Consider the following 24,310-nt stretch of genomic DNA (forward strand, 5'->3'; position numbering starts at 1 on the left):
AGCCCAGTTCACTTTTTACCATTATGATCTGGGCCATTGCTATTTTAAAACTGCTAATCTATCCATCCATTGGTTCAAATGGAGTATTCAAAATTAATTGGTAAAAAGCAGCGTCAAGCCATTGCCCAAATTTAAAGCCCACTTGTTTAAAAGTACCAGCGTGGGTAAAGCCCATTTTCTCATGAAGGCCTATACTGGCTTGATTTGTCGCATCAATACAACCAATGAGCACATGAAGTTGAGCCTGTTGAGCACGTTGAATTAACGCTTGCATTAAAACTTTACTTAGACCACAGCCACGATGTTCATGATGAATATAGATACTATGCTCAACCGTATATTTATAAGCTGGAAACGCTCTAAATGTTCCCCAACTAGCAAATCCTAATAACTTACCTAACTCATCTACTACCCCAATGACAGGGAAACCATTTTCTCTTTTTACCGAAAACCATGTTTTCATTGAATCAAGTGAACGGGGAACATAGTCATACAATGCGGTAGAGTTAACAATCGCATCATTTAGAATTTCTAATATTGCTACCGCATGCTCTGCTTCATTACAATCAATTAAACGGAAATTAGAATCGAGGGAATAGTTCATAAAGATTCCTTAAGAGCGGGCACCAGTTGATTAGAAACGACTAAAATATAACGAGCAACTTGAGCTGAATGATTACTGTATATGACAGGTTGATCTAATTGCATTGCCAAGCAATCCCCTTGACCTAATGCATAAGAAGTTTCACCTAATTGAATTTCAATTTTCCCTTCAACGACCCAAAGCTGCTGCTGTACCACTCTAGAGCTTTCATTAGTTTCATAAGTAATTCGAGAATGAGGCGGAAATTCAATTTCAACAATCTGGAAGGGTAATTTTAAGTTCGGAGGTGAAACTGTACGGCGTATATAGCCAGTTTCCGGATCTCGCCACTCAGCTTGTTCATTCCGACGAATAAGCGGTTGAGATGATGAATTCCCAGCTTCATTCGTAAAAATTTGAGTTAAAGGTACTTCAAGACCATTTGCTAGTTTTTCAAGAACAACTGCCGTAGGACTCGTTTCTCCTCTTTCAATTAAAGAAATAGCTGAACGGCTAACTTGGCAACGGGCAGCTAATACATCTAAAGTATATCCACGTGCTAAACGCAGCTCTCGTATTCGATGTGCAATCCTTATATTGATATCATCCATTAAAGAAGCTCAATTCCATCATTATAGATAAGTATTCCATTAAAATAGAATTACATCAAATGATTTCAAACTCTTCATTATGAATATATGGAAAATTGGGTGGACAATATAAATCTTTAGGATTAAAAACCGAAAAATAACCATTCATAGCAGCATTCTTTAAATTACTCATGCAGAACCGATTTGGCTATGTAACAATACCCTCTAAACTATTTAAGTAAGTCTTCACATGCCATTGATTATTGGAATTGATCCAGGTTCACGCTTAACAGGTTACGGAATCATTGAAAAAGATGGTAGTAAACTACGTTTTGTTGATGCCGGTACAATCCGAACGGAAACTCAAGAGATGCCAGAGCGCTTGAAGCGTATTTTTGCTGGTGTTGAACGAATTGTGAAATTTCATGGTCCTACTGAAGCTGCGGTCGAGCAAGTCTTTATGGCACAGAACCCCGACTCTGCCTTAAAACTTGGTCAAGCCCGTGGAGCTGCTATAGCCGCTTTAGTGAATTTAGATTTACAAGTTGCAGAATATACTGCACGCCAGATTAAACAGTCTGTAGTGGGATATGGTGCTGCCGATAAAGAACAAGTACAAATGATGGTGATGCGTTTACTTAACCTGACCATTAAACCTCAAGCCGATGCAGCCGATGCTCTTGCTGCTGCAATTTGTCATGCCCACGCTTCAGGAAGTATGAGCAAACTAACCGTCTTGAATGCCTTAGGTGGTATGGCTCGTGGACGAAGTCGCTCTAGTAGCCGTAGACGCTAAAGTTTTATTGTTTATTGATTTACTACTTGAGTAATTGCTTGATTCATCTCATAAGCTTGTAAACCGCGCATGCCTTGTTTGGCAAGTTGGTCACCTGCCTGAGCATGGAGAGTTACGATCTCATGTAGGGTAACTGCTTTGTGGAACTGGGCTTTTAAGCTTGCAATCATGCCCGCCAACACATCTCCCATTCCACCAGTTCCCATACCTGCATTACCTTGGGTACAAATATACAAGTTATCTTCTAAAATTAAGCTGCCTGCTCCTTTAAGCACCCACTGGCCTGCATATTTTTGCTGCAACGCATAAATCGCAGCAATTCTGTCATTTTCAATTTGCCAAGTAGAACAACCAAGTAATGTAGCGGCCTCCCCCGGATGAGGTGTTGCATAAATATGTAAACTCAATTTTTCAGGCTGCTTTGCGAGAAACCATAGGGCATCTGCATCTAATACAACTTCTAAATGTGAAGTCTGATTTAAATAATTAAACCACTGTTGATAGATTTGGTGTGCCCACTCATCACGGCCTAATCCCATTCCGAAACATACTGCATCAACCTGAGATAAAATTTCTTTAATACCGTTTTCATCGAAATCATTAATATCACGAAGCATAATATTAGGAGCTCGCGACAAAATAGCCTGATGGTGGTTGCTATGACAAACCACTGTCACTTTGCCTGCACCCGCATGAAAAGCAGCTTCAGCAGCCATAATAACAGCCCCACCCATTTGCTCATGTCCACCTATCACCAAAACATGCCCATAACTTCCTTTATGTCCAAAAGCCAAACGTTTAGGAAGTTTGATATGTGTTGGCGTCAAGTAAGCAAGAGGTTTCAGCTCTTGGTCTATTGGTATTAAATTAATTAAATGAATTTGTCCTGCATATTCTTTGCCTTGGCCTGTAAATAATCCTGCTTTAAGGCCTAAAACAGTAAATGTATGATCAGCCCGTATTGCACAAGATAAGGTAGAGCCAGTATTTGCATGTAAACCACTTGGTATATCAATCGAAATTTTTAGCCCAGCTTGCCCATTAAATTGTTGAATAGCGTGTTGCCAATAACCGTTTAATTCACGGTTTAAACCAATCCTAAACAATGCATCAATATGACAATCAAATGTCCCGTTGATCTCAAAACCTTGGTGTATTTGAACATGATTTGCTTTAGCAAAATGGACAGCGTGGTGTAAATCAGCTGACTCGCCCAACTCAGCCGCAAATATCTCTACATGGAATCCAGTCTGTTTTAAATAACTCGCTATAAAATATCCATCACCTGCGTTATTGCCCTGTCCGCACCAAACAGCAATATTCTTAAAATTTTGTTTTTGAAAAAGTACAATGAGTTGTTGAGTGATTGACCAAGCTGCTTGTTGCATTAGGCCTAATGAGGAGTTTTGCGCAGCAAACCAACGTTGCTCCCATGCCTGGATATCTTGGCTATGGTAAACTACCGCCTGCATATTCTTATCCTCTTGCATTTTTCGGTTTATGACATCTTCCAACACATCACGCATTGCAGTGCAACAAATTGATCCACATGAATTAAAAGCATGGATCAAAGCTCAAGCATTAGACTTGGGTTTTGCTGATTGTGTCATTGCCAAACCAGATGCTCAAGAGCAAATGCCACGTTTTTTAGAATACCTTGAACGTGGTTATCATGCAGATATGACCTATTTAGAAGAAAATCTGGAAAAGCGAGCAGATCCAACTTTATTGGTGCCAGGAACAAAAAGTATTATTTGCGTACGTATGAATTATTTGGTGGAATCACCAAAACCACGATATGTACCCTTCGAACCAAACTCTGCGATTATTGCCCGTTATGCTCGTGGTCGTGATTACCATAAGGTGATGCGTGGCAGATTAAAAACGTTAGCCACACGTATCCGTGAAAAAGTGGGAGATTTTGAATCCCGCCCTTTTGCAGACTCGGCACCTATTTTTGAGAAATCATTAGCTGAAAGTGCTGGAATGGGCTGGACAGGTAAGCATACTTTACTCATTCATAAAAAGTCGGGTTCATTCTTTGTCTTAGGTGAACTATTTACATCACTCGACTTACCTTTTGATGAACCTGCTACTTCTCACTGCGGTTCTTGTAGTGCGTGTATTGATATTTGCCCGACACAAGCGATTGTCGAACCTTATATGTTAGATGCTAGACGCTGTATTGCTTATCTCACCATCGAATATAAAGGAATCATTGCAGAAGAATTACGTGCAGGCATTGGTAACCGGATATTTGGTTGTGATGACTGCCAATTAATTTGCCCGTGGAATAGTTTTGCTAAAACAGCGTCTATTCCCGATTTCAATCCTAGACATGGTTTAGATAATATTAGTCTGCTTGATATTTGGCAGTGGGACGAAGCTACTTTTTTAGCCAATACAGAAGGCAGCCCAATACGACGTACAGGTTATCAATCCTTCAAACGTAATATTGCTATCGGTTTAGGCAACGCACCGTACTCAAAAGAAATTGTAGATCAGCTAAACAAAGGCAAAAGTTTACATGACGAAATCGTCAATGTGCATATTGATTGGGCAATTGAACAGCAACTTAATCAACTTTAGCTATCAAATTAAAAAAATGATGTTTTTTGCCCTATAGCTTTAATACGAATTCTGTATGATTATGTACAGTGAATTAATGCCATCATCATGGATATGACAATGACTCTACGTAATGATTGGACTCGTGAAGAAATCCAAGCTCTATATGAACAACCTTTTTTGGATTTAGTTTTTAAGGCTCAACAAGTACACCGTGAGCACTTCACTGCCAATACAATTCAGGTCAGCACCCTTTTATCTATTAAAACGGGTAAATGTCCTGAAGATTGCAAATATTGCTCTCAATCTGCACATTACGATTCAAAATTAGAAGCAGAAAAACGTATTGCTGTTGAAAAAGTAATTAGCGAAGCAAAAGCTGCAAAAGATTCAGGTTCATCTCGTTTTTGTATGGGTGCTGCTTGGCGTAACCCTCATGAGCGCGATATGCCTTATGTTTTAGAAATGGTACGTGAAGTTAAAGCATTAGGTATGGAAACCTGTATGACTTTAGGTATGCTTAATCAATCACAAGCAGAACGCCTAAAAGATGCTGGTTTAGACTATTACAACCATAACCTTGATACTTCTCGCGAGTATTATTCCCACATCATCAGCACACGTACTTTTGATGACCGTTTGAATACTTTAGATTATGTACGTCAAGCTGGTATGAAAGTATGTAGTGGTGGTATTGTTGGTTTAGGTGAAAGCCGTGAAGATCGCATTGGTTTGTTACATGAGTTAGCAACCTTACCTATTCATCCAGAATCTGTGCCAATCAACATGCTTGTTCCAATTGAAGGTACACCATTAGCTGATGTTGAAAAACTAGATGTTATTGAATGGATTCGTACTATTGCGGTAGCACGTATCATTATGCCGCATAGTTATATTCGTTTATCTGCTGGTCGTGAATCTTTAAGTGACTCAGATCAAGCTTTAGCATTTATGGCGGGTGCAAATTCTCTGTTCTCTGGTGATAAATTACTTACGACGCCAAATGCAGGTGAAGGTAAAGACCAAGCATTATTTAATAAATTAGGGTTAACAGCTGAAAAGCCAAAACCAACTGTTTCTGATTTATCAGTAGATGCGATGAGTGCTTAACCTCATCAAAATTGAAAAGCCCTGATCATTCAGGGCTTTTTTTCATTTATACAGAAGTGACTAATATGCCATAAGTAGCATTCAGAAAGGTTCCAACTCGAATAATATCCCTACCTGCCGCATGGGTAACCGATAATTCTTGGCTCAATACATCAAAGTGAAAAGTTTCAAAAACATCTTGATGATGTAAGAGCCAAGTCACTGTATCTGCTATATTATCATCCGCAATATAAGTTAAGGCTTTAAAGTCTTTACTCATAAATAACTCTTAAAAATAAATTTTATGAATTCTATATGAGTTCATTCTACCTTAAAAGAAAATCTAAGCAGCCTTCGGATTCACTAATGAACGCCCCGACAATAAGCTTGTTAACGCTTTAGGTGAAAACTCTAAAGAAAGTACATGATTCTTTAAATTGATTGAGTGGCTACTAATCAATGGTAAAAGGCCCTCTTCTGTTTCTAAAACATACTCATCCGCAATGTTTAGAATACCTTCTAGATTTGTTGTGCTAGAGGCTAGATCGTGGCTAAAGACATCATAAATTGTTTGTAAATTAAACGTCGTGTTCTGTTCAGTAGGATGTTTGAGTAAATAGTCTTTTAAAAACAAGACTAATTTATGAGCAAAGAAAAAATAATTCGGTTTATACGTGTATTTCATGTTGTTCATGGAACCAAACTCCAGATGATCTTTTATTGAATTACAACTAAAACACTAGGAATTAAACCTTAAAATTTTCTTAAAAAAATAAATATATTTACACGATATATAAAAATTAATTTTAATAATAAAAATCAACCAGTTAATTTATCCAAAAATATATAATTTATATAAAATTACAATAAAAAAATCAATTCTTAAAAATTAAAAAACTTAAATGAAAATTATTATCAAATTAATTCAAATAAAATAATTTCATGATATTTTACCATATGGTATAAATTAAAATAAAAACCGCATTTATCAATAAAAAATAACCAATCAAAATACATAAAAATATAATGTTATTCTTGTTTTTTACTTGAAAGGTGCTATATTTCAACCGCATTACTTGATCAGAATAAAAGCACTGAAGAGTAATAAAGCGATATTTATTGAATATTCTGGGGATTTTATGAAAAAATTTATTTTTATTGCGGCTAGTTCTCTTTTTAATATTGCAGCAGCACAAGCAGCTGATGGTACGATCACTATTAATGGTTTAGTAACTGATAATACGTGTACGATTGATACTGGTGATAAAAATCTTACTGTAAATTTACCAACAGTATCATCTCAATCTTTGAAAAATGCGGGCGATGTTGCTGGTCGTACACCTTTTCAAATCAATTTAACGAATTGTGCTTCAGTTGGTAAAGTCGCGACTTATTTTGAACCAGGCGCAACAGTTGATTTTAATACTGGTCGACTATTGAACCAAGCTACCTCTGGTGCAGCTGCCAATGTCAACATCCAATTATTGGGTAGCAACAATGCAGTAATTCCTGTAATTGCGAAAGGTGCTTCTGGTGCACAAGATAACTCACAATGGGTAAATGTTTCTGCTGGGGGGAATGCCGATCTTAACTATTATGCTGAATATTATGCAACTGGAGCATCTACAGCAGGTACTGTAACGTCACAAGTGAAATACACGATTATTTATCAATAAATTAAAACCAGCTTCTATTTTTAAATAGAAGCTATATCTCATCTATTATTTATTATTGAGAATATGACTCATGCTTTTTCGTGGTCGTAAATTTTTTTGGGGAATGGCTTGTCTTCAAGCATTAATTGCTACTATAGGGCATGCCGAAATAGTACTTCATGGTACACGTGTAATCTATCCATCAGATGCTCGAGAAGTAAACTTACAACTCAGCAATAACGGTACAGCACCTTCCTTGGTTCAAGCTTGGATTGATGATGGAAACGCTAAATCAACTCCCGATGAAGCGAATGTCCCTTTTATCATTACACCACCTATTTCAAGAGTAGAACCCTCTAAAGGGCAAACTTTACGAATTACTGCACTACCTAATGCTTCTCAATTAAACCAAAATAAAGAAAGTGTATTTTGGCTTAATGTATTAGATATACCACCAAGGCCGGAAGGTAAAAAACAAGAAAATAATGAAGTATTAACCAATAATTTTCTTCAATTAGCGATACGTTCACGAATTAAGTTCTTTTATCGACCAGTAAGTCTAGAAGAAAATATTAATACATTAAGTGAAAAAATTCAGTGGGTAAAAAATGGTGAAAACTTGCTTATTAAAAACCCTACTCCCTTTTACATTACAATAAGCTCAGTTTTTCAAGAAATAAATCATCAAAAAACAGATTTATTAAAACAGGGTTTAATGCTTTCTCCTTTTTCAGAAGATCAAATAAAACTTAAAAATAGCAATATAACAAATATGAGCTTTGTTTATATAAATGATTATGGTGGAAGAATTGAACAAGTAATAAGGTTCTAAGCTTACCTACTTTTTAATTTAAACACCTACTCATGAACAGGCATAAAGACGATGTCAGAATGGTTCATATCCAGTATATGCTTTAAAAAGCGCACTACATATTATTTAGTATTGAGTCTCGCAATTAATATCCCCTTAACTGTATATGCATCAGACAATATGAATAGGGAAAATATTTTAAAAGCTGACTTTGATACTAATTTTTTAGTGGGAAATGCACAGAAAATTGATATTGGTCGATTTAAGTACGGCAATCCTATTTTACCGGGTGAATATAGTCTTGACGTCTATATTAATGGGCAGTGGTTAGGAAAACGAAAGTTTGTTTTTAAAAGCACTCATTCGAATGAGAATGCAAAGACCTGTTTTACCCCAGATATGCTTTTAGAATATGGAGTTAAACCAGAAATTCTTCATCATGAAGTAAGTAGCACCCTTACCTGTAATGACTTAGACAAGTGGGTTAACGATGCTTTTTATCAATTTGATACTTCTCGTCTGAGACTTGATATTTCAATACCACAAGTTGCTTTACAAAAGAATGCTCAAGGGTATGTCGACCCACGTTTATGGGACCGTGGTATAAATGCAGCTTTTTTTGCATACAATGCTTCTGCCTATCGTATTGTAAATAATAACCATGAAACAAATCATGCGTTTATGGGTACAAATGTTGGTCTAAATCTCTATGATTGGCAATTACGCCATACTGGGCAGTGGAAATGGCAAGATCATAATGAAATACAAGAAAAGGTTTCTTCCTACACATCAAATAATACATATGCCCAAAAGGCTTTTCCCAAGCTCAATAGTGTTGTTACTTTAGGTGATTATTTTACCAATAATAATTTTTTTGATGCCCTACCTTATCGTGGGATTAACATATCAAGTGATGACCGCATGCTTCCTAACAGTATGCTCGGATATGCTCCCCAAATTCGAGGTTATGCCAAAACCAATGCAAAAGTAGAGGTACGTCAGCAAGGAAATTTAATTTATCAAACGACTGTTACACCCGGAAGTTTTGAAATTAATGATCTTTATCCCACAGGCTTCGGTGGCGAATTACAAGTCTCTATATATGAAACAAATGGAGAAATTCAAAAGTTTTCTATTCCTTATGCTTCTGTCATTGAGATGCTAAGACCTAAAATGAGCCGATATTCTTTTACTTTGGGACATTTTAGAGATGCCAATATCAATCTAAAACCATGGCTAGTGCAAGGTAAATATCAAAGAGGTATCAATAACTATTTAACAAGCTATACAGGCTTTCAGGCAACTGAAAACTACCAGTCTTTTTTAATAGGTAGCGCATTTGCAACCCCAATCGGTGCAATTTCATTTGATGCAACTCAGTCGTCAGCTGAGTTCGAACAAAAGCCCACCCTTAAAGGACGAAGTTATCGTTTAAGTTATAACCGACTATTTACTTCAACCAACACCAATTTAACTTTAGCTACGTATAAATATTCCACAGAAAATTATTTGAAATTACGCGATTCAATTTTAATTCGAGACTTGCAACAACAAGATATTGATAGCTTTTCCGTGGGGAAACAAAAAAGTGAATTTCAGATCACATTAAACCAAGGCCTTCCAAATCAATGGGGTAATTTTTATTTAGTAGGCTCGTGGATTAATTATTGGAACCAGCCTAATCGTAATCAACAATTCCAATTTGGATATAGCAATCAATTTAAAGATCTGACTTACAGTATTTCTGCAATTACTCATGAGCTTGACCAAGAAAATCAAAATTCTGGTCATGAAACTCAATATTTGTTGTCTTTATCTTTTCCACTTCAATTTAAAAAAAATACCGTTAATTTTAATAGTTCTATTTCAGAAGATAGCCGAACTTTAGGAATGAGTGGTTATATCGGAAACCGCTTTGATTATGGCTCATCAATTTCATATCAAGATCAAGGACAGACAAGCCTAAATATTAATGGCACCTACCGTACTAACTATACAACTATAGGCGCTTCTTTTGGTCAGTCCGATACATACCAACAAGAAATGATCAATTTAAATGGAAGCTTGGTCGCTCACTCACAAGGTATTTTATTTGGCCCAGACCAAGTACAGACCATGGTATTGGTATATGCGCCTCAAGCAACTGGTGCTCGAGTCGGCAATACCTCTGGTCTAAGCATTAATAAACAAGGTTATGCTGTCATTCCTTATGTAACCCCCTATCGCTTAAATGACATTAGCCTTGACCCTCAAGGGATGCCATCAACTGTTGAACTTACGGAAACAAGTCATCGTATTGCCCCGTATGCAGGATCAATCACTAAAGTTAACTTTTCAACAAAAACGGGATATGCAGTTTTTATTAGCACCCAAACACCTAATGGCGGCCATTTGCCATTTGCAGCACAAGTTTTTAATCAAAACAATGAAATAGTCGGAATGGTAGCCCAAGGTAGCCGGATTTATTTACGTACTCCCCTAACTCAAGATCATCTTTATGTGAAATGGGGACAAAGTAATAGTGAAGAATGTCAACTTGATTATGACATTCAATCAAAAATCTTACAGGAAAAACAATTAATTATTATGACAGAGGCAGTCTGCAAATGAAAAAAATGCTTATAAAGAGCGGTTTACTCATTACTAGTTTTTTTATTTATAACCAAACCTATGCCAACTGTACTTTAAGCAAGGGCTTTACCACAGTCGATATTCCAATGACGATTGGGACTATTGTAGTACGCCCGACCGATCCAATCGGAACAGTTCTCCAAAAGAATACTTTTACTATTTCACCCAATAATTCTACTGCAACTTGCAACCGTGCCAGTGACCAAATTACAGCGGCACTTCCATTAAACTATCCTGTTAGCTCGATTGGAAATAATGTGTATGCAACCAATATTCCGGGTATAGGTATTCGACTTTATAGAGAGGCATTCGACTCTACAGATTTTTCTGGATATTACCCTTATAAACGTACCTTGACTCCTAATACAACATATACGCTTTCACCAGGATATTTTGTCATGGAAGTGATTAAAACTGCTGCAACTACAGGTTCAGGTGCATTAGTTGCTGGTCGTTACAGTACCTATTATGTAACAGGACAACAAAATCGTCCTTTCTTAACAACTACAGTATTGAGCAGCTCCCCTATTCTTATTGCATCATCTTCTTGTGAAATTCAAAACGGTATAGATACGGTTGTTCAGCTTCCCACTGTGATGAAGTCAGGTTTTAGAGCCATTGGATCAACTCAAGGTGAGAAAAACTTTAATTTATCGATTCTTTGTAATGGTGGGGAAAATAACTCGGGTGTACCAACGAGTAATACACTGAGTTTAAGCTTTGACTACATTTCTGATACTTCAAATAGTCAGGTTATTAATAACAGTGCTGCTGACTCAACTAAAGCGAACGGAGTTGGTGTTGAATTGTTATGGAATATGAATGGCGCGAACAATCCTATTCGAAAAGGAAATAAACTAGATATTGGTACAGTAAGTTCTAACCAGACAGTACAGTACGATATTCCTTTAACGGCGCGTTATTATCAAACTGCTTCGAATGTAACAGCCGGTGAAGTCAAAGCTAATGCAACAGTAACGATCCAATATGATTAGTATTTCTTCTGAGCGCTAGAGCTTAGTAGTAAGTAGTGGGCTTTATAGAATGAATAATTTTTAATTAATACTAAAAAAGTCAAATGATCACACACATTATTTTTTAAATTTTACTAATAAATAAATTAAAAAAATGCTCATAAGCGAAAAAAGCTAATGAGCATTAGTGATAACCACTTAACCTGAAATACAAATTGTGGGAAATAGATCACAATTTGCATGACTATAATTTCAAAATTTAGCTTAAATATCAAGTCTTTTTTTTAACAAAAGTTTGATAAATTTATTTAACCCCTTAATTTTAAATAAAAATAAATTAAAAATAAAGTTTGCAATTTCTATTTTACAGGCTTTCTAAAGAATTATCATTCTATTAATTCAAAAAACATAAATTTTATATATACGAATGTATAGTAAAATTAAAAAGTACTCAAATAGGAGGGTTTAGTTAAAAGTAAATATTATGTAATTCGATAAATTATAAAGCTTTACATAACCTATAAGAAAAAAAACAAACACATATCTGGAAATATTTTTCAATTACAGCCTAACTTCAAGTTTTTATTACAAAACCACATGCTCATTATTTGGAAAATATTTTGTATTTTATTATTAAGTTTAGGGGCTTTCGGAGTTGGTTTAGGTATTAGTTATTTAGATTTTTTCTTATTTTTTATTGGCTTACTTTTTCTGCTGTGTTTTTTTCTAGCCTTGAAGCAAGCAAGAGAAGATGCAGGAAGTTTTCCTGATCAATAAAAATTAATTAAGCTAATTGAAGTCAAGGCTTAAGCAATATTAAACACGAAAAGATTCAAAACAATCTAAAAGAAAATCCATTACTACCCTTACTGCAGGACTACTCCGCAGATCTTCATGAATTACTAACCAAATTTCAGCACTCATTGGGTCATCATCAGGTAATTTTACTAAATGACCTTGCTGGCCTAAAAAATCAGGTAGTACAGCTAAGCCAACTGCTCCACAAGTAGCCCGCCATTGAAGCTCAGGATGATTCGTAACCATAACAGGCTCTTTATAATTTAACCGTTGTTTTAGCTTTTGCTGTTTTTGTCCTTGAACTCCACCAACTTCAACGCTAATCCATTCATAGTTTTCTTCTTGTATAGCATCCAAATATTCTTGGGCTGCATATATGCCAAAAGGAACTTCACCAGCTTTACGCGCAATTAGATAATCATCTTTAGGGCGTCCAAAGCGAACTGCGATATCTGCTTCGCGATGCTGTAAGGAGGCATAATGAACATCACCGAGTATTCTCAATTGTAGCTCAGGATATTGACGATAAAACTTACCAAGATGAGGCATTACCAAATGTGCAGCCGTAGCTGGCGGTAGACTTACCGAAACTACTCCACTAATTTCCTGTTGTCCTGCCTGAGCCAGACGTTCAATAGAAAATGTTTCTTCCATCATACGTGTCACAATTTTGGCCAGACGCTCCCCCTCTGAAGTTAAAATATAAGTACGAGGTCTACGGTCCACTAATTTTAGTTTTAAATTATCTTCTAACTGGGCAATTCTTCTTGCAACAGTAGCATGGTCAACACCTAACTTTCTTGCAGCAGCTGAAAGTGTCTTCTCTTCAGAAAAAACTGAAAAGTAATGTAAATTTTCCCAATCAATCATTGTGCAAATTTTCACATCAGAGATGAATTAATATGGAATTGTACACCTTTATGTGATTACTCAGAATAAAGACATTCTTTTTCGGAGCCTAATCATGAATAAATCAATGGTGTATGCCTATACTGGTGTTGTAATCACAATGCTGTTTTGGGGCTCGGCATTTAATGCGATGTCTTATGTGATTCAATATATGCCACCTCTTTCAGCAGCAGCTGAACGTTTTACAATTGCAAGCCTTGGTCTATTTATTCTTTTTGCAGCTATAGGAAAGCTACGTTGGGCCGCATTACGGCAAAATTTAGCTATCTATCTTATTATTGGAATTATAGGTATTGCCGGTTTTAACCTAGGCTGTTTCTATGGTTTACAAACCACCTCAGCAGTCAATGGCGCTTTAATCATGGCCACAACACCTTTAATTACTTTATTGTTAACAATTTTACTTGATGGAGAAAAACTAACACTTAATAAGTCTATTGGTGTTGTATTTGGCTTAAGTGGTGTACTTTTTGTTATTAGTCATGGCCATATTTCAACGCTATTATACTTAAAAATAGCAATCGGTGACTTATTCATCTTACTAGGTGGTGTCAGTTTTTGTTTAGCGAATGTGCTATCACGCCGTTATGTAAAAAATGCTACACCTTTAGAGACCACAACATTTTCTATGATGTTCGGTGCTTTGACTTTAATCATATTAAGTGTAATTTTTGAGCACCCTTCTCAAGCAATTGCTATGGCGCCTATCACTGCACACTTAGCTATGGGATACGTCATTATTTGTTCTACCATGATTGCTTATTTATTTTGGTTTAATGGTATTCAAAAACTAGGTGCAGGCCGAGCATCAATCTTTTTTAACTTTGTTCCAGTTTTTAGTATGTTAGTTGCCTTGTTAGCTGGTCAATCACTTAATATCTGGCAACTTATAGGCACAGCTTTAGTCATGCTTGGCGTGATGAGTAGTGGAGGATTTATTCAGATTAAACGTCCTGCACTTATAGCTAAGCCTTGCACAAAGTAATGATCACACAAATTCATCTTAATTATTGCGTTGTAACAAAGAATGTATGTTTCTTTAAAACTTAACAAATGGTTGCCATATATAGTTTTAAAACACAACAAGGAGAATTAAGATGAATTTGGATTTTACAACTATCGAAAAACAGGCCAAATTGCTAAAAGAAGAGCAAGAGAAACTAGAACAGCAAGATCATGATTTTCAGTTAGCTTTAGACAAGCATAGAGAATCATTAAAAAATTTATTTAAAGAACTTTTTCATGATCGAGAAATTAAAACAGAAAATGGAGGACAGTTTTGTGTAGTATTTGGTGATTTTAAAATATCTCTACTCATTGAAACAGCCAAATTCGAGAACGGTGTTCCTGTTAAATTAAATTCCGTTAATCCTATTATTGTTAAATTTAAAAAGGATAAGCCCGTTGCAAAAGCCCAATTTTCTGATGCAACCCAATATCTTGATAGTGGTTTTGAAACACCCCACTATCAGTACTATTACAAACACGCTGATAAAACACAATTAGTTCAATTTTCGGAGTTACCTGTATTTTTTCAAGCAATCCTTGATGCAGAAGTCTGATTATCTGCCCTCAATGGAGGGCTTTTTTATAAACTGAATTTACGGATCAAACAGACTCATCTTTATAAAAATAGTCATAACATCAGTTTCGTTTTCTCAACTCGTTTTAATTTACAAACAAAAAAATTTTAAGGTATCGGCTTAAAAAACCATTTGCTTCTTTTTCAAATAACTTGTATATACATGTTTGTATTTGTTTATACAAAAATGGATCTAATAATAGAAAAGCTCTTAAAGGATAAGGAGAGTGTTATGGACTCATCAGCTGGGAAATCGAAAAGCGGATTTGTTGAAAACCGAAGTATTGACTTTATTCCTGAAAATGAAAGGCATGGCAGTATATTTGCCCAATTTACGCTTTGGTTCGGGGCCAATTTACAGATTACAGCTATTGTTACAGGTGCATTAGCCGTCGTATTAGGTGGTGATGTATTTTGGTCAATCATTGGCCTCTTTATTGGACAATGCTTTGGTGCTGCCGTTATGGCTTTACACGCAGCTCAAGGTCCAAAACTCGGCCTCCCACAAATGATTTCGAGTCGAGTCCAATTTGGGGTATATGGCGCATGTATTCCCATCATTCTTGTTTGTCTTATGTATATTGGCTTTACGGCCACTGGTGAGGTACTCGCTGGTAAAGCAATTGCTCATCTAGCACAGGTGAGTAATACAACAGGTATTTTAATCTATGCTTGTTTTATTATTATATTTGCGACAATTGGCTATCGTTTAATTCATTGGGTAGGCAAAGTTGCAAGTGTTATTGGTTTAATTGCTTTTGTTATTATTTTAACTCAAATTTTAGCTCTCTCTAATATTTCAGAATTGCTTGCTGTACGGCATTTTAGCTGGTCATCATTTTTATTAGCAGTTTCTCTTTCTGCTTCTTGGCAAATTTCATTTGGACCTTATGTAGCAGATTATTCTCGTTATCTTCCTACAAAAACATCTTCAACACGCGTATTTTGGGCAGTTGGGCTTGGGTCTTTAATAGGCTCCCAAATTTCAATGATGCTCGGTGTATTCATTGCTCAAGTCTCGAATGGTGGTTTTGTTGGCAATGAAGTTCAGTACGTTGTAGGCATGAATCCAATCGCTCTTGTGATTACTTTTTTATATTTTAGTATTGCATTCGGAAAGGTCACGTTATCTACACTCAATGCTTATGGCAGTTTTATGTGTATTGCGACCATTTGGAACAGTTTTAAGCCAAGTGCTCAAATTTCAAAATTAACGCGACTTACAATTGTTCTTGCAATGGTAATTATCTCAACATTTATTGCAGTTGTAGGTGAACATACTTTTTTAAGCGCATTCAAATCTTTTATTTTGTTTCTTCTTACATTTTTCATTCCTTGGAGTGCAATTAATTTAGTTGATTACTATTTTATTTCTAAAGAAGAATGCGATGTAGATGCCTTATATGACCCAAATGGTAAATATGGCCGCTGGAACACGATTGGAATCGCTTGTTATTGTATTGGTATCTTACTTCAGTTGCCCTTTATTGATAGTAAATTCTATAAAGGACAAATTGCAGAAATGTTGGGTGGAGTCGATTTATCTTGGTTAGTGGGATTGTTATCCACTGCAGTTTTATATTATGTACTTGCCAAAAGAGCTCAAATAAAAATTTCAAAAGCTCTTCAACTTGAACGAATAAAATAATGTTAAGACGAGATATCAAAGTCTAAAATAACACTTTGATATCTCATTAATATTTTCTACTGTTGAGCAGTACTTGGTTGTGCAGAGGCAGGTAATCCAAATAACTTGTCGAATGTCCAATTAAATATGAATGTATAAATTGGAATGATAATAATAAATGCAACATCTAACCAAAATGCAGCAACAAGAGAAATATTCATCCACCACGCAATAAGCGGAATTAAGAACATTACTAAAGTAATTTGAAATCCGATCGCATGCGCAATTCTTCGTTTAACCGTACGCGACTTACTTTCTTGGCGAGCCTCCCATTTTTCATAAAGAATGTTGTAGATAAAGTTCCACGTTACCGCAATAGTAGTAATCATCACTGAAAGTGGCCCAGTGTGCTCTACACTATCTCCGGCCAAAAGAGCCAAACCTACTGATGAAATCACCATTCCAATAATTTCATATGAAGAAACATAAACAATACGACGTTTTAAACCTTGCATAATCTTTCAACTTTTATCACTTCTTTTTATTTTAGTTTCAGTTAAAATCACATATAAAGTTAACAGCTTTCAGTTCTACTGATATCAAAATGAATTTTAATAGTGAAAATATCGAACTTTTCTTAACCGTATTAGATACTGGATCTTTCTCGGCCGCGGCACGAAAGTTAAATCGAGTGCCATCAGCAGTGAGTATGGCAATTGCCAATATTGAAGCAGAACTTGGTTATCACTTATTTGAACGTACACACCGCAAAGTTATTCCTACCGCGGCGGCTTTAGCATTGGAACCTCAAGCCCGTATTATTGCTGAACAGCTTAGGCTATTAGCTACGCATGCTTATGAACTTTCACTTGGTCTTGAAAGTAAATTAAAAATAGGTGTGGTTTCAGATGCGAATACTGGATTACTTTTTAAAGCCATAAAGCAACTAGCAGAGAAGTTTCCTCTTCTTAACCTAGAAATTATTACAGCTCCTCAAGATGATATTCTAAATTTACTTTATACAGAAAATATTAGCCTTTGCCTTGCAGGTTCAAACCTCAATATAAAAATGCGTGAAAGCTTACAATTAGTAATGACAGAAACAGTTGTTGCTACTATCTCTGCTCATCATCCGTTTTTAAAAGAACAGAATAAGTTAAACACGATTGAAGAGTTAATTAATATTCGGCAAATTGTGGTCGCAAGTAGTGAGCTGGATATGGAAGACTCACGTTCAATCATTGGAGCAATGTACTGGAAAACGAATAGCTTACAAACAGCAATTAATATGGTCGAAGCTGGCTTAGGATGGGGAAATTTTCCCTTATCTTTGGTAAAAGAAAAGATTGAACAAGGCCACTTAGTTCAATTAGATTTTAAAAATACGAAAAATCATTTGCCTTTATCTATTTATCTTATTTGGCTTCAAGATAAACCGTTATCGAAAGCAGCCAGAGAGCTTGTCCAGATTGTTCAAGCAAACTTATCTCAAAATTGTCGTTAAAAAACCGCCATTTAGACGGTTTTTTTAGGAGCTATTTAGATTTATTAGACTCTATAACTTTTTCATCATAATGCTTATAACAATAGCCAAACATCGCACCTGCACTGAAGAAAAACATTGCTTTAAACATGATGACACTCCTATGCCTTATTGATTGAAAGTTAAACTTAGCATTTAGCCATGTTTCACTTTGAATAATATTTAAATCAGTTTTGTTCATAATGAAAAATTACGTGACAATCTTTTTCAATTTATTAAAAACACTTATTTTATTGATTTTATTATATTAATTTTTATAAAAAACGAGAACTCTATGATTAAATTAAAGAAAGCAAAAAGCCTATTCATGATGAATAGGCTTCTTACTGTATTTCAGGACTAAGCAATAATAATAATTATCAAAAATACTCTACTACTGTATAAATTCCAAGTGTTTTAGTCAAGTATAAAATTGATCAATTACAAAAGGTTGTAGAAAATGAGAAACAATCTTCATTCTAGGTTTTATCCATAAAACTTACTTTAAATTTATACTATTTTTGAACCCGTACAGCTTCTATTTCTAGCTTTGAAAGGACAAAATTTTATAGGTTAATATTGATAGATTTAATAAGTTCATCTCGATAGGGACCAAGAATAATTTGCTCAACCTTGTTCATTCTATTACGCATATCCTGAGCATGAGCAATATTCTTAACGTCTAGCTTTTCTTCATACCCCTCTGTTCTTTTGCTAACTAATGGTTTATTAGTTAAATGATTTAACACAAAATAAAATGTTCTACGTAGATCTTGAAAAGTAAAAGAAAGATTACATTGCTCATTAATTTTTTTTCTAAATTTCGAAATATTAATAATATGACCAGATTCAGATTTTACAGATGGAAAAACCCACTCTCCTTTATTTTGTATTCTTCGTTTTTTCATCAGATACCAAAGAAAGTTTCCCATATAAATTTTATAGTACACATTATTGTATGGATTTATAAAAGACAGAGTTCCTTCCACTAAATCTATATTTTTCCAATGTAAAGATTCACACTCATTCCTAAAAAGCCCTGTTAATATAAGTGTTAATAAAAAATCCTTATTTGTTTCATTTTCCTGTCCCCTACCTTTATATTCAATAATTGCTTGCACCCACTTGGTTAAATTATCCACATCGATATAGTTTCTTCGAGGTGGAATTTCTTCCCAGAGCTGTTTCTTCTTTAACAAATTAACCGGATTTATCCTTGGTATAATTACTTCACGATTTTTAGTTTGATAATACTTAATTGAAAAACGATAGACCGCTCTAAGTACACGCATAGATAAATTAGCTTTTGCATAACTATACTGAGATAGCTGAATATACTTTTCTTCAATCATCTGTTCAGTAATATCAATCAGTTTAAGTTCACTTAAGTCTATTAAATATTTTTCTATAACTTCTTTATAGTCGGCTAATGTCCTTTCTTTTAACTCGTGGTGATTTATATATACTTGGAAAGCTTCTTTGAGATAAGGCTGGTCAATTTTCTCATTTAAACTATTTTTTAATATTTTACTATTTTTAATGCTTAAAGGGTTTGAGTCAGTTAACTCTTTTAACTTCTGCTGTGCAAGTATACGGGCGTCTTCAAGAGTAATTTTTTCATAATCCCCTAATTTACAACGTATTGATTTCCCTTTTACTTTCTTCTCCACAATGTAAGTTTTATAAGAGTTATTTACACGAATAGCAAAGCCAATAATCTCGCTATCACGATAAATAGCCGGTGTGAGTTCAAGTTGATCGATAAATGACTTCGTTAGCTTTACTCGTGAAGTGCTCATAAGCTAGAATCCCTATCGCTTGTGATAATTAACAATATAGCAAAATATTTTTCAGGTCTACTGCTGCTACTTTTGAAAAATACTTGTGTTTAATAAAAAAATTGATTAGTATTGCAGGCACTGAAAAGCCTTGAGATTAAAAGCTTTTCTGATTATAGGGCCTATAGCTCAGTCGGTTAGAGCAGCGGACTCATAATCCGTTGGTCCACAGTTCGAGTCTGTGTGGGCCCACCAAATACAAACCCCAAAAACTTTAAGTTTTTGGGGTTTTTTAACTTTAGATATTTTTAAAATATAGCCAAATATCACTTCATTATTCAAAAATTGTTCAATTAAACATTAAAAGTCTTTTCCAATTTCCATATTGTTGAGCATTCCTTTTCAACCTTTAGGACTGTTATAAATGTTTGAGTTGATTATTTGACCTGTTCTTAAGCTAAATTTTGTTTCAGGATTGATTTCGAGTTTTCCATTTGAACATCCCAAAACTTTTCCCATAAATCACAATATTCGAGGCATAGGTTTTCTAAATAAGTGTAGTCTTCTTCTGTACAAGCTTGCATTAAAATAAACCATAGATCTTCTTCATGGTCGTCATCTGCTGCCTCAGCAGTTTCATCTTCAGATACTCCATGCACATGGTAATAGCCACCACCCTCGACCGCTATACCTACAGCACTGGTTGCTTTTCGTAAAGGTGGACTGTACAAAATAACTTCTTCTTCAGCTACAGCTAATAAAGCAGAAACGGCTTTATAGTCTTTATAGGAATTTTCTAGAAACTCTCTCACCTGATGTGCAATTTCTGTTGGTTGATAACTCCGGCGCTCTTCCTCCGTCACTCCAAAATCATCAAGGACATCTTCAAATAAAGGATAATGTGCATATTCTGGGTTACCTTGATAATAACCGTCTTTGTCGGTCCCAGGCCGAAACCCAAACTCATCAAATATGTTAAGACTCAAAAGACAGCGCGGAAACATCTTTGCACCTGCATGCAACCTAGGTTCTAACTGCTTTGTCTGGTATTGAGCCATTAATAAAGCGTCTGTAAATGTTTGTACGATTGCATGTCGATACTCTAAATGAATACGCTTTAAGTTTTCTTTATTAATTTCACCGTTATTTAAAGTTTCTATTGCAGGATGATGAGATACTGGGTGTTTCGCGATCTTGGCTCTTAATTGAGTTAAAAAATTAAGATTTTTGTCCCAAATTTCAGCTAAAATGCTTTGTTTCATCCCTGCAAGTGCTTTTTTTCTAGGATTATTAAAGTCCTCAAATTTTTTAGGCATAATCCACTCTCATTAAACTTATTAATTTTTTAAATTTCCATATTCTATTTTAAAAACAAATAGTTAAGATAAAAACAAGACTCTTTTGTTGAAAATTCATATTAGAATTAAAATTCTACTAAATCAAATAGAATATTTAAAAAATTTATAAATAATCTTGAGTAGCTTTTATAATATTAGCTTGAATAAAATTATGTTTTTGATTATGATTAATTTGATTAAAATTTTAAAATCTATATCAAGTAATAATTAGTTTCAATTATATGGAAATGTAATGTCAAAAAAAGAAGATATTATAAATACTGCTTTAGAACTTTTTAACCAAATTGGTTACAATGCTACAGGGGTAGACAAAATTATTGCTGAATCAAATGTAGCCAAGATGACTTTCTACAAATATTTTCCCTCTAAAGAAAGTTTAATCATGGAGTGCCTACATCATCGAAATATTAATATACAAAATTCAATTTATGAAAAATTAAGCTTACATCCAGATGTGAGTCCAATTGAGAAAATACATCTAATTTTTAATTGGTATATTGACTGGGTTAATAGTGAGAATTTTAATGGTTGCCTATTTAAAAAGGCTTTTATTGAAGTGTCTAAACAATACACCTCAATTCGTGAACCATTTCAAGAATATACAAATTGGCTTATAAATTTATTAAATAGTTTATTAGTAGAGCTAGATATTAAAGACCCTACTCCACTTACTCATATCATCATTTCAATTATTGATGGTATTATTATTGATGGGACAATTGATAAAGATCTGATTGATCCTTCTAAGAAATGGCAATATATTGAGTATTTAATTAAAACTGAAAATCCTTAATATTTTTTATGTATAAAATAATACTTTAAAAATTCAATTATATATTTTTCTATTATTAAATTAGAATATAATATTTAAAAATATTTTTAAATTAAAATAAATAAAATTTGTTTGGAAGATAATTTTCTACCTTTTTAGACAAACTCATATTAGAATTCTGCAACCTTATTGTCTCCCACATCTCTATGAAAAAGTTTTTAGGCAATTCTATCTTCAAAGCAGTTGGTTGGACCTATGATGCAGATCCTACAATTCTTGAGAAAAAACAAGTTATTATCGGTTTTGAACATACTTCTAACCTTGATGCGATCTTATCAATTGCTTTGTTTCAAATATTAGATTTAAAAATTCATACACTAATAAAAAAAGAACTTTTCAAAGGTCCAATGAAGCCTATCCTTGAAAAGCTAGGTGGCATTCCCGTTGACCGAAAAGCAAGCAAAGATATCGTCTCTCAAATGGTCGAAAAATTCCAAAGTAGTGATACATTTAACCTAGTGATTGCACCTGAAGCAACGCGTGCCAAAGATGGATCGGAACGCAAACCTATTCGAACCGGTTTTTGGCATATTGCTAAGGCAGCAAATGTTCCGATTGTGCTGATGTATGCAAATGCAAGAACCAAAAAAGGCGGTATTTTAGGTAAGATTTATCCTACCGACTTACAAAAAGATCTTGAAACGATTAAAGAACTTTATGCGCAATATGATATTGATGTGAAAATTAACTAGCTAACTTTCTCATGAAGTTTGAGCCTATATTTTTATGTAAATTTAGGCTCTCTAAGCTTATTTAATTGGCTAACAAAACGTAAGGCAACAGTTTTCAAGAAAACCATGCCTATGCTAATATTCTGTCACTTTTGCATTTTTTAATTTTTGGAGTTCACTTCCATGGCGGGTCATTCTAAATGGGCCAATATTAAGCATCGTAAAGCGAAACAAGATGCCAGTCGCGGTAAAGTTTTTACTAAATATATTCGTGAAATTGTCACTGCTGCAAAACTTGGTGGTGCAGATCCTGCCAGTAACCCTCGCCTTCGTGCCGTTGTCGAAAAAGCGCTTTCTGTCAACATGACACGAGATACCATTAACCGTGCAATTCAACGCGGTGTGGGTGGTGAAGATAATGATGATTTAAAAGAAGTAACCTACGAAGGTTACGGTGTAGGTGGTGTTGCTGTTCTTGTTGAGACAATGACAGACAACCTGAACCGTACAGTTCCAGATGTTCGCCATTGTTTCAGCAAAACTAATGGTAACTTAGGTACCGCAGGTTCTGTTGCTTACCTATTTACCAAACGTGGTGAGATTACTTTTGACGATGTTTCTTTAGAAGATAAGATCATGGACGTTGCTTTAGAAGCTGGTGCAGAAGATATTGAAGTTTCAGAAGATGAAATTTTAGTAATCACTTCTCCAGAGACTTTTGGTGAGGTTCAAGATGCTCTTGCAGCTGCTGGTTTAAAATCAGACAATGCTGAAGTAGTGATGAGCCCTTCTACTAAAGCAGAAATCACTGATATTGATCAAGCTAAACAAGTGATGAAACTCATTGATATGCTTGAAGATCTAGACGATGTACAAAACGTTTATACAAACGTTGAGTTTAGTGATGAAGTTTTAGCGCAACTTGATGCCTAAGACGAAAAAACGCACCAAATGGTGCGTTTTTTATACTTTATTTAATAAGTTATAACAGTTAAATACATTGTATTCTTTAATGACAAAGCTCGAATGCAGAGCAACGACATTATCAATTTTACCAATCCGTCTTAATAAAATTTCGCTGTAGTCGTCCATATTACGTGCAACTAATTCAAGAATAAAATCGGCGCTTTGACCAGTCACCAAAAAAGCATTTGTTACTTCAGGAATGGCTTCAATTTCAGAAAGAAATTTATCAAATGTCTCACTATCATGCTTGCTTAAAGAGACTTGTAGCAAAATATGCAAAGTAAAACCCAATTTGCTAAAGTTAATTTCTCTTTTGAGTTGCCCCATGATATTAGCTTCAATCAAGTGTTTAATTCGGCGATGAACAGAACTAACTGAAAGATTAATCCGTTCTGAAAGCTCATTCAAATTCAGGTCTTCATGAGACAAAATTTCCAGAATTTGTTTATCAAAACGGTCTAACTCCATTCTTTGCTCCAATTAACACGCTTTATAAATTACAGTATATCCTAAAGCTAAGCCTACTTTGGAAATCAAATACCATTAAAAGAGAGAATTAAGCTTTACCAC

The 24,310-nt window shown here is 34.8% G+C and carries 25 protein-coding genes and 1 tRNA gene; 16 read left to right on the forward strand and 10 right to left on the reverse strand.

Translation table 11 applies throughout. The features are described from left to right. Positions 1-58: 58 nt before the first annotated feature. Both RFX69_RS16395 and RFX69_RS16400 read right to left on the reverse strand, forming a co-directional pair. Entirely contained in the window at positions 59-604 is a 546-nt protein-coding gene (locus RFX69_RS16395; RefSeq protein ID WP_289332444.1) for a GNAT family N-acetyltransferase, read from the reverse strand. Beyond that, positions 601-1,194: a helix-turn-helix domain-containing protein gene (locus RFX69_RS16400; RefSeq protein WP_000340963.1), complete on the reverse strand. Its 594-nt coding sequence runs from the start codon at positions 1,192-1,194 to the stop codon at positions 601-603. The genes RFX69_RS16395 and RFX69_RS16400 overlap by 4 nt, the downstream gene beginning before the upstream one ends. Positions 1,195-1,423: 229 nt before the next feature. On the opposite strand from RFX69_RS16400, the gene ruvC reads away from it, so the two are divergent. Next, positions 1,424-1,969, forward strand: a complete 546-nt coding sequence (gene ruvC / locus RFX69_RS16405; protein ID WP_001128330.1) for a crossover junction endodeoxyribonuclease RuvC — start codon at positions 1,424-1,426, stop codon at positions 1,967-1,969. A gap of 11 nt (positions 1,970-1,980) precedes the next feature. On the opposite strand, the gene RFX69_RS16410 is transcribed toward ruvC, so the two are convergent. Next, on the reverse strand, positions 1,981-3,441 hold the full coding sequence (locus RFX69_RS16410) for an NAD(P)H-hydrate dehydratase (RefSeq protein ID WP_289332443.1): 1,461 nt from the start codon (positions 3,439-3,441) through the stop codon (positions 1,981-1,983). Between the two features lie 28 nt (positions 3,442-3,469). Here RFX69_RS16410 and queG point away from each other — a divergent pair, with 28 nt between their 5' ends. Together queG and bioB are read left to right on the forward strand one after the other, a co-directional pair. After that, positions 3,470-4,558, forward strand: a complete 1,089-nt coding sequence (gene queG / locus RFX69_RS16415) for a tRNA epoxyqueuosine(34) reductase QueG (protein WP_000204462.1) — start codon at positions 3,470-3,472, stop codon at positions 4,556-4,558. Between the two features lie 99 nt (positions 4,559-4,657). After that, positions 4,658-5,647: a biotin synthase BioB gene (gene bioB, locus RFX69_RS16420; protein ID WP_000175360.1), complete on the forward strand. Its 990-nt coding sequence runs from the start codon at positions 4,658-4,660 to the stop codon at positions 5,645-5,647. A gap of 46 nt (positions 5,648-5,693) precedes the next feature. Here bioB and RFX69_RS16425 read toward each other — a convergent pair whose 3' ends face one another. Together RFX69_RS16425 and RFX69_RS16430 are read right to left on the reverse strand one after the other, a co-directional pair. Next, on the reverse strand, positions 5,694-5,906 hold the full coding sequence (locus RFX69_RS16425) for a hypothetical protein (protein WP_000030993.1): 213 nt from the start codon (positions 5,904-5,906) through the stop codon (positions 5,694-5,696). A gap of 63 nt (positions 5,907-5,969) precedes the next feature. Then, positions 5,970-6,320, reverse strand: a complete 351-nt coding sequence (locus tag RFX69_RS16430) for a hypothetical protein (RefSeq protein WP_001061891.1) — start codon at positions 6,318-6,320, stop codon at positions 5,970-5,972. Positions 6,321-6,765: 445 nt separating this feature from the next. On the opposite strand from RFX69_RS16430, the gene RFX69_RS16435 reads away from it, so the two are divergent. The 5 genes from RFX69_RS16435 to RFX69_RS16455 all read left to right on the forward strand — a co-directional run bounded on the left by RFX69_RS16435 (position 6,766) and on the right by RFX69_RS16455 (position 12,474). Continuing rightward, entirely contained in the window at positions 6,766-7,302 is a 537-nt protein-coding gene (locus RFX69_RS16435) for a fimbrial protein (RefSeq protein ID WP_000713424.1), read from the forward strand. A 70-nt stretch (positions 7,303-7,372) separates the two neighbouring features. Then, a complete protein-coding gene (locus tag RFX69_RS16440) occupies positions 7,373-8,113 on the forward strand; it encodes a molecular chaperone (RefSeq protein ID WP_032034499.1) in 741 nt (246 codons plus the stop codon). Positions 8,114-8,164: 51 nt separating this feature from the next. After that, on the forward strand, positions 8,165-10,702 hold the full coding sequence (locus RFX69_RS16445) for a fimbria/pilus outer membrane usher protein (protein WP_168650283.1): 2,538 nt from the start codon (positions 8,165-8,167) through the stop codon (positions 10,700-10,702). Next, complete coding sequence (locus tag RFX69_RS16450; protein WP_002133498.1) at positions 10,699-11,718, forward strand: fimbrial protein; 1,020 nt, start codon at positions 10,699-10,701, stop codon at positions 11,716-11,718. The genes RFX69_RS16445 and RFX69_RS16450 overlap by 4 nt, the downstream gene beginning before the upstream one ends. 576 nt (positions 11,719-12,294) lie before the next feature. After that, positions 12,295-12,474 (forward strand): hypothetical protein, encoded by a 180-nt coding sequence (locus RFX69_RS16455; protein WP_000905610.1) that lies wholly within the window; start codon positions 12,295-12,297, stop codon positions 12,472-12,474. 39 nt (positions 12,475-12,513) lie between these two features. On the opposite strand, the gene RFX69_RS16460 is transcribed toward RFX69_RS16455, so the two are convergent. Beyond that, positions 12,514-13,365: a LysR family transcriptional regulator gene (locus RFX69_RS16460; protein WP_000568093.1), complete on the reverse strand. Its 852-nt coding sequence runs from the start codon at positions 13,363-13,365 to the stop codon at positions 12,514-12,516. A 94-nt stretch (positions 13,366-13,459) separates the two neighbouring features. On the opposite strand from RFX69_RS16460, the gene RFX69_RS16465 reads away from it, so the two are divergent. From RFX69_RS16465 to RFX69_RS16475, 3 genes are all read left to right on the forward strand, one after another. Beyond that, positions 13,460-14,389 carry a DMT family transporter gene (locus RFX69_RS16465; RefSeq protein WP_210169952.1) on the forward strand — a complete coding sequence of 310 codons (930 nt, stop codon included), beginning with the start codon at positions 13,460-13,462 and terminating at the stop codon, positions 14,387-14,389. Between the two features lie 112 nt (positions 14,390-14,501). Continuing rightward, the gene (locus tag RFX69_RS16470) at positions 14,502-14,966 is read left to right on the forward strand and encodes a hypothetical protein (protein ID WP_001046931.1); all 465 of its coding nucleotides are present in this window, start codon (positions 14,502-14,504) and stop codon (positions 14,964-14,966) included. 252 nt (positions 14,967-15,218) lie between these two features. Then, complete coding sequence (locus RFX69_RS16475) at positions 15,219-16,634, forward strand: cytosine permease (RefSeq protein ID WP_004747423.1); 1,416 nt, start codon at positions 15,219-15,221, stop codon at positions 16,632-16,634. Between the two features lie 56 nt (positions 16,635-16,690). Here the strand turns inward: RFX69_RS16475 and RFX69_RS16480 are convergent, their stop codons facing one another. After that, on the reverse strand, positions 16,691-17,128 hold the full coding sequence (locus RFX69_RS16480) for a PACE efflux transporter (RefSeq protein WP_001161759.1): 438 nt from the start codon (positions 17,126-17,128) through the stop codon (positions 16,691-16,693). 89 nt (positions 17,129-17,217) lie between these two features. Between RFX69_RS16480 and RFX69_RS16485 the strand changes: the two genes are divergently transcribed. Further along, positions 17,218-18,117, forward strand: coding sequence for a LysR family transcriptional regulator (locus tag RFX69_RS16485; protein WP_109267735.1), 900 nt, complete (start codon positions 17,218-17,220; stop codon positions 18,115-18,117). Positions 18,118-18,701: 584 nt separating this feature from the next. Here RFX69_RS16485 and RFX69_RS16490 read toward each other — a convergent pair. After that, on the reverse strand, positions 18,702-19,934 hold the full coding sequence (locus tag RFX69_RS16490) for an integrase family protein (protein ID WP_038348297.1): 1,233 nt from the start codon (positions 19,932-19,934) through the stop codon (positions 18,702-18,704). 157 nt (positions 19,935-20,091) lie between these two features. On the opposite strand from RFX69_RS16490, the gene RFX69_RS16495 reads away from it, so the two are divergent. Then, positions 20,092-20,168 (forward strand) — tRNA-Ile (locus tag RFX69_RS16495). Between the two features lie 197 nt (positions 20,169-20,365). Here the strand turns inward: RFX69_RS16495 and RFX69_RS16500 are convergent. Next, positions 20,366-21,229: a hypothetical protein gene (locus RFX69_RS16500; RefSeq protein ID WP_038348299.1), complete on the reverse strand. Its 864-nt coding sequence runs from the start codon at positions 21,227-21,229 to the stop codon at positions 20,366-20,368. 274 nt (positions 21,230-21,503) lie between these two features. Between RFX69_RS16500 and RFX69_RS16505 the strand changes: the two genes are divergently transcribed. From RFX69_RS16505 to RFX69_RS16515, 3 genes are all read left to right on the forward strand, one after another. Continuing rightward, positions 21,504-22,064, forward strand: a complete 561-nt coding sequence (locus RFX69_RS16505; RefSeq protein WP_000037170.1) for a TetR/AcrR family transcriptional regulator — start codon at positions 21,504-21,506, stop codon at positions 22,062-22,064. Positions 22,065-22,249: 185 nt separating this feature from the next. Continuing rightward, entirely contained in the window at positions 22,250-22,795 is a 546-nt protein-coding gene (locus tag RFX69_RS16510; RefSeq protein WP_000713973.1) for a 1-acyl-sn-glycerol-3-phosphate acyltransferase, read from the forward strand. A gap of 162 nt (positions 22,796-22,957) precedes the next feature. After that, positions 22,958-23,707 (forward strand): YebC/PmpR family DNA-binding transcriptional regulator, encoded by a 750-nt coding sequence (locus RFX69_RS16515; protein ID WP_000907230.1) that lies wholly within the window; start codon positions 22,958-22,960, stop codon positions 23,705-23,707. Positions 23,708-23,737: 30 nt separating this feature from the next. Here the strand turns inward: RFX69_RS16515 and RFX69_RS16520 are convergent, their stop codons facing one another. Beyond that, entirely contained in the window at positions 23,738-24,208 is a 471-nt protein-coding gene (locus RFX69_RS16520) for an Lrp/AsnC family transcriptional regulator (protein WP_000418050.1), read from the reverse strand. Between the last annotated feature and the right edge of the window lie 102 nt (positions 24,209-24,310).

It is taken from the genome of Acinetobacter sp. 148 (genome assembly GCF_031196675.1).
Classification (GTDB): Bacteria; Pseudomonadota; Gammaproteobacteria; order Pseudomonadales; family Moraxellaceae; genus Acinetobacter; species Acinetobacter baumannii.

Excerpts from the sequence above, each read along its gene's own strand:
- queG (WP_000204462.1), top strand. The coding sequence starts at position 3,470 with ATGACATCTTCCAACACATCACGCATTGCAGTGCAACAAATTGATCCA.
- RFX69_RS16470 (WP_001046931.1), top strand. The coding sequence starts at position 14,502 with ATGAATTTGGATTTTACAACTATCGAAAAACAGGCCAAATTGCTAAAA.
- RFX69_RS16480 (WP_001161759.1), bottom strand. The coding sequence starts at position 17,128 with ATGCAAGGTTTAAAACGTCGTATTGTTTATGTTTCTTCATATGAAATT.
- RFX69_RS16400 (WP_000340963.1), bottom strand. The coding sequence starts at position 1,194 with ATGGATGATATCAATATAAGGATTGCACATCGAATACGAGAGCTGCGT.
- RFX69_RS16445 (WP_168650283.1), top strand. The coding sequence starts at position 8,165 with ATGTCAGAATGGTTCATATCCAGTATATGCTTTAAAAAGCGCACTACA.
- RFX69_RS16515 (WP_000907230.1), top strand. The coding sequence starts at position 22,958 with ATGGCGGGTCATTCTAAATGGGCCAATATTAAGCATCGTAAAGCGAAA.
- RFX69_RS16510 (WP_000713973.1), top strand. The coding sequence starts at position 22,250 with ATGAAAAAGTTTTTAGGCAATTCTATCTTCAAAGCAGTTGGTTGGACC.
- RFX69_RS16455 (WP_000905610.1), top strand. The coding sequence starts at position 12,295 with ATGCTCATTATTTGGAAAATATTTTGTATTTTATTATTAAGTTTAGGG.
- RFX69_RS16465 (WP_210169952.1), top strand. The coding sequence starts at position 13,460 with ATGAATAAATCAATGGTGTATGCCTATACTGGTGTTGTAATCACAATG.
- RFX69_RS16410 (WP_289332443.1), bottom strand. The coding sequence starts at position 3,441 with ATGCAGGCGGTAGTTTACCATAGCCAAGATATCCAGGCATGGGAGCAA.
- bioB (WP_000175360.1), top strand. The coding sequence starts at position 4,658 with ATGACTCTACGTAATGATTGGACTCGTGAAGAAATCCAAGCTCTATAT.
- RFX69_RS16430 (WP_001061891.1), bottom strand. The coding sequence starts at position 6,320 with ATGAACAACATGAAATACACGTATAAACCGAATTATTTTTTCTTTGCT.
- ruvC (WP_001128330.1), top strand. The coding sequence starts at position 1,424 with ATGCCATTGATTATTGGAATTGATCCAGGTTCACGCTTAACAGGTTAC.
- RFX69_RS16435 (WP_000713424.1), top strand. The coding sequence starts at position 6,766 with ATGAAAAAATTTATTTTTATTGCGGCTAGTTCTCTTTTTAATATTGCA.
- RFX69_RS16520 (WP_000418050.1), bottom strand. The coding sequence starts at position 24,208 with ATGGAGTTAGACCGTTTTGATAAACAAATTCTGGAAATTTTGTCTCAT.
- RFX69_RS16395 (WP_289332444.1), bottom strand. The coding sequence starts at position 604 with ATGAACTATTCCCTCGATTCTAATTTCCGTTTAATTGATTGTAATGAA.
- RFX69_RS16460 (WP_000568093.1), bottom strand. The coding sequence starts at position 13,365 with ATGATTGATTGGGAAAATTTACATTACTTTTCAGTTTTTTCTGAAGAG.
- RFX69_RS16425 (WP_000030993.1), bottom strand. The coding sequence starts at position 5,906 with ATGAGTAAAGACTTTAAAGCCTTAACTTATATTGCGGATGATAATATA.
- RFX69_RS16475 (WP_004747423.1), top strand. The coding sequence starts at position 15,219 with ATGGACTCATCAGCTGGGAAATCGAAAAGCGGATTTGTTGAAAACCGA.
- RFX69_RS16485 (WP_109267735.1), top strand. The coding sequence starts at position 17,218 with ATGAATTTTAATAGTGAAAATATCGAACTTTTCTTAACCGTATTAGAT.
- RFX69_RS16490 (WP_038348297.1), bottom strand. The coding sequence starts at position 19,934 with ATGAGCACTTCACGAGTAAAGCTAACGAAGTCATTTATCGATCAACTT.
- RFX69_RS16440 (WP_032034499.1), top strand. The coding sequence starts at position 7,373 with ATGCTTTTTCGTGGTCGTAAATTTTTTTGGGGAATGGCTTGTCTTCAA.
- RFX69_RS16505 (WP_000037170.1), top strand. The coding sequence starts at position 21,504 with ATGTCAAAAAAAGAAGATATTATAAATACTGCTTTAGAACTTTTTAAC.
- RFX69_RS16450 (WP_002133498.1), top strand. The coding sequence starts at position 10,699 with ATGAAAAAAATGCTTATAAAGAGCGGTTTACTCATTACTAGTTTTTTT.
- RFX69_RS16500 (WP_038348299.1), bottom strand. The coding sequence starts at position 21,229 with ATGCCTAAAAAATTTGAGGACTTTAATAATCCTAGAAAAAAAGCACTT.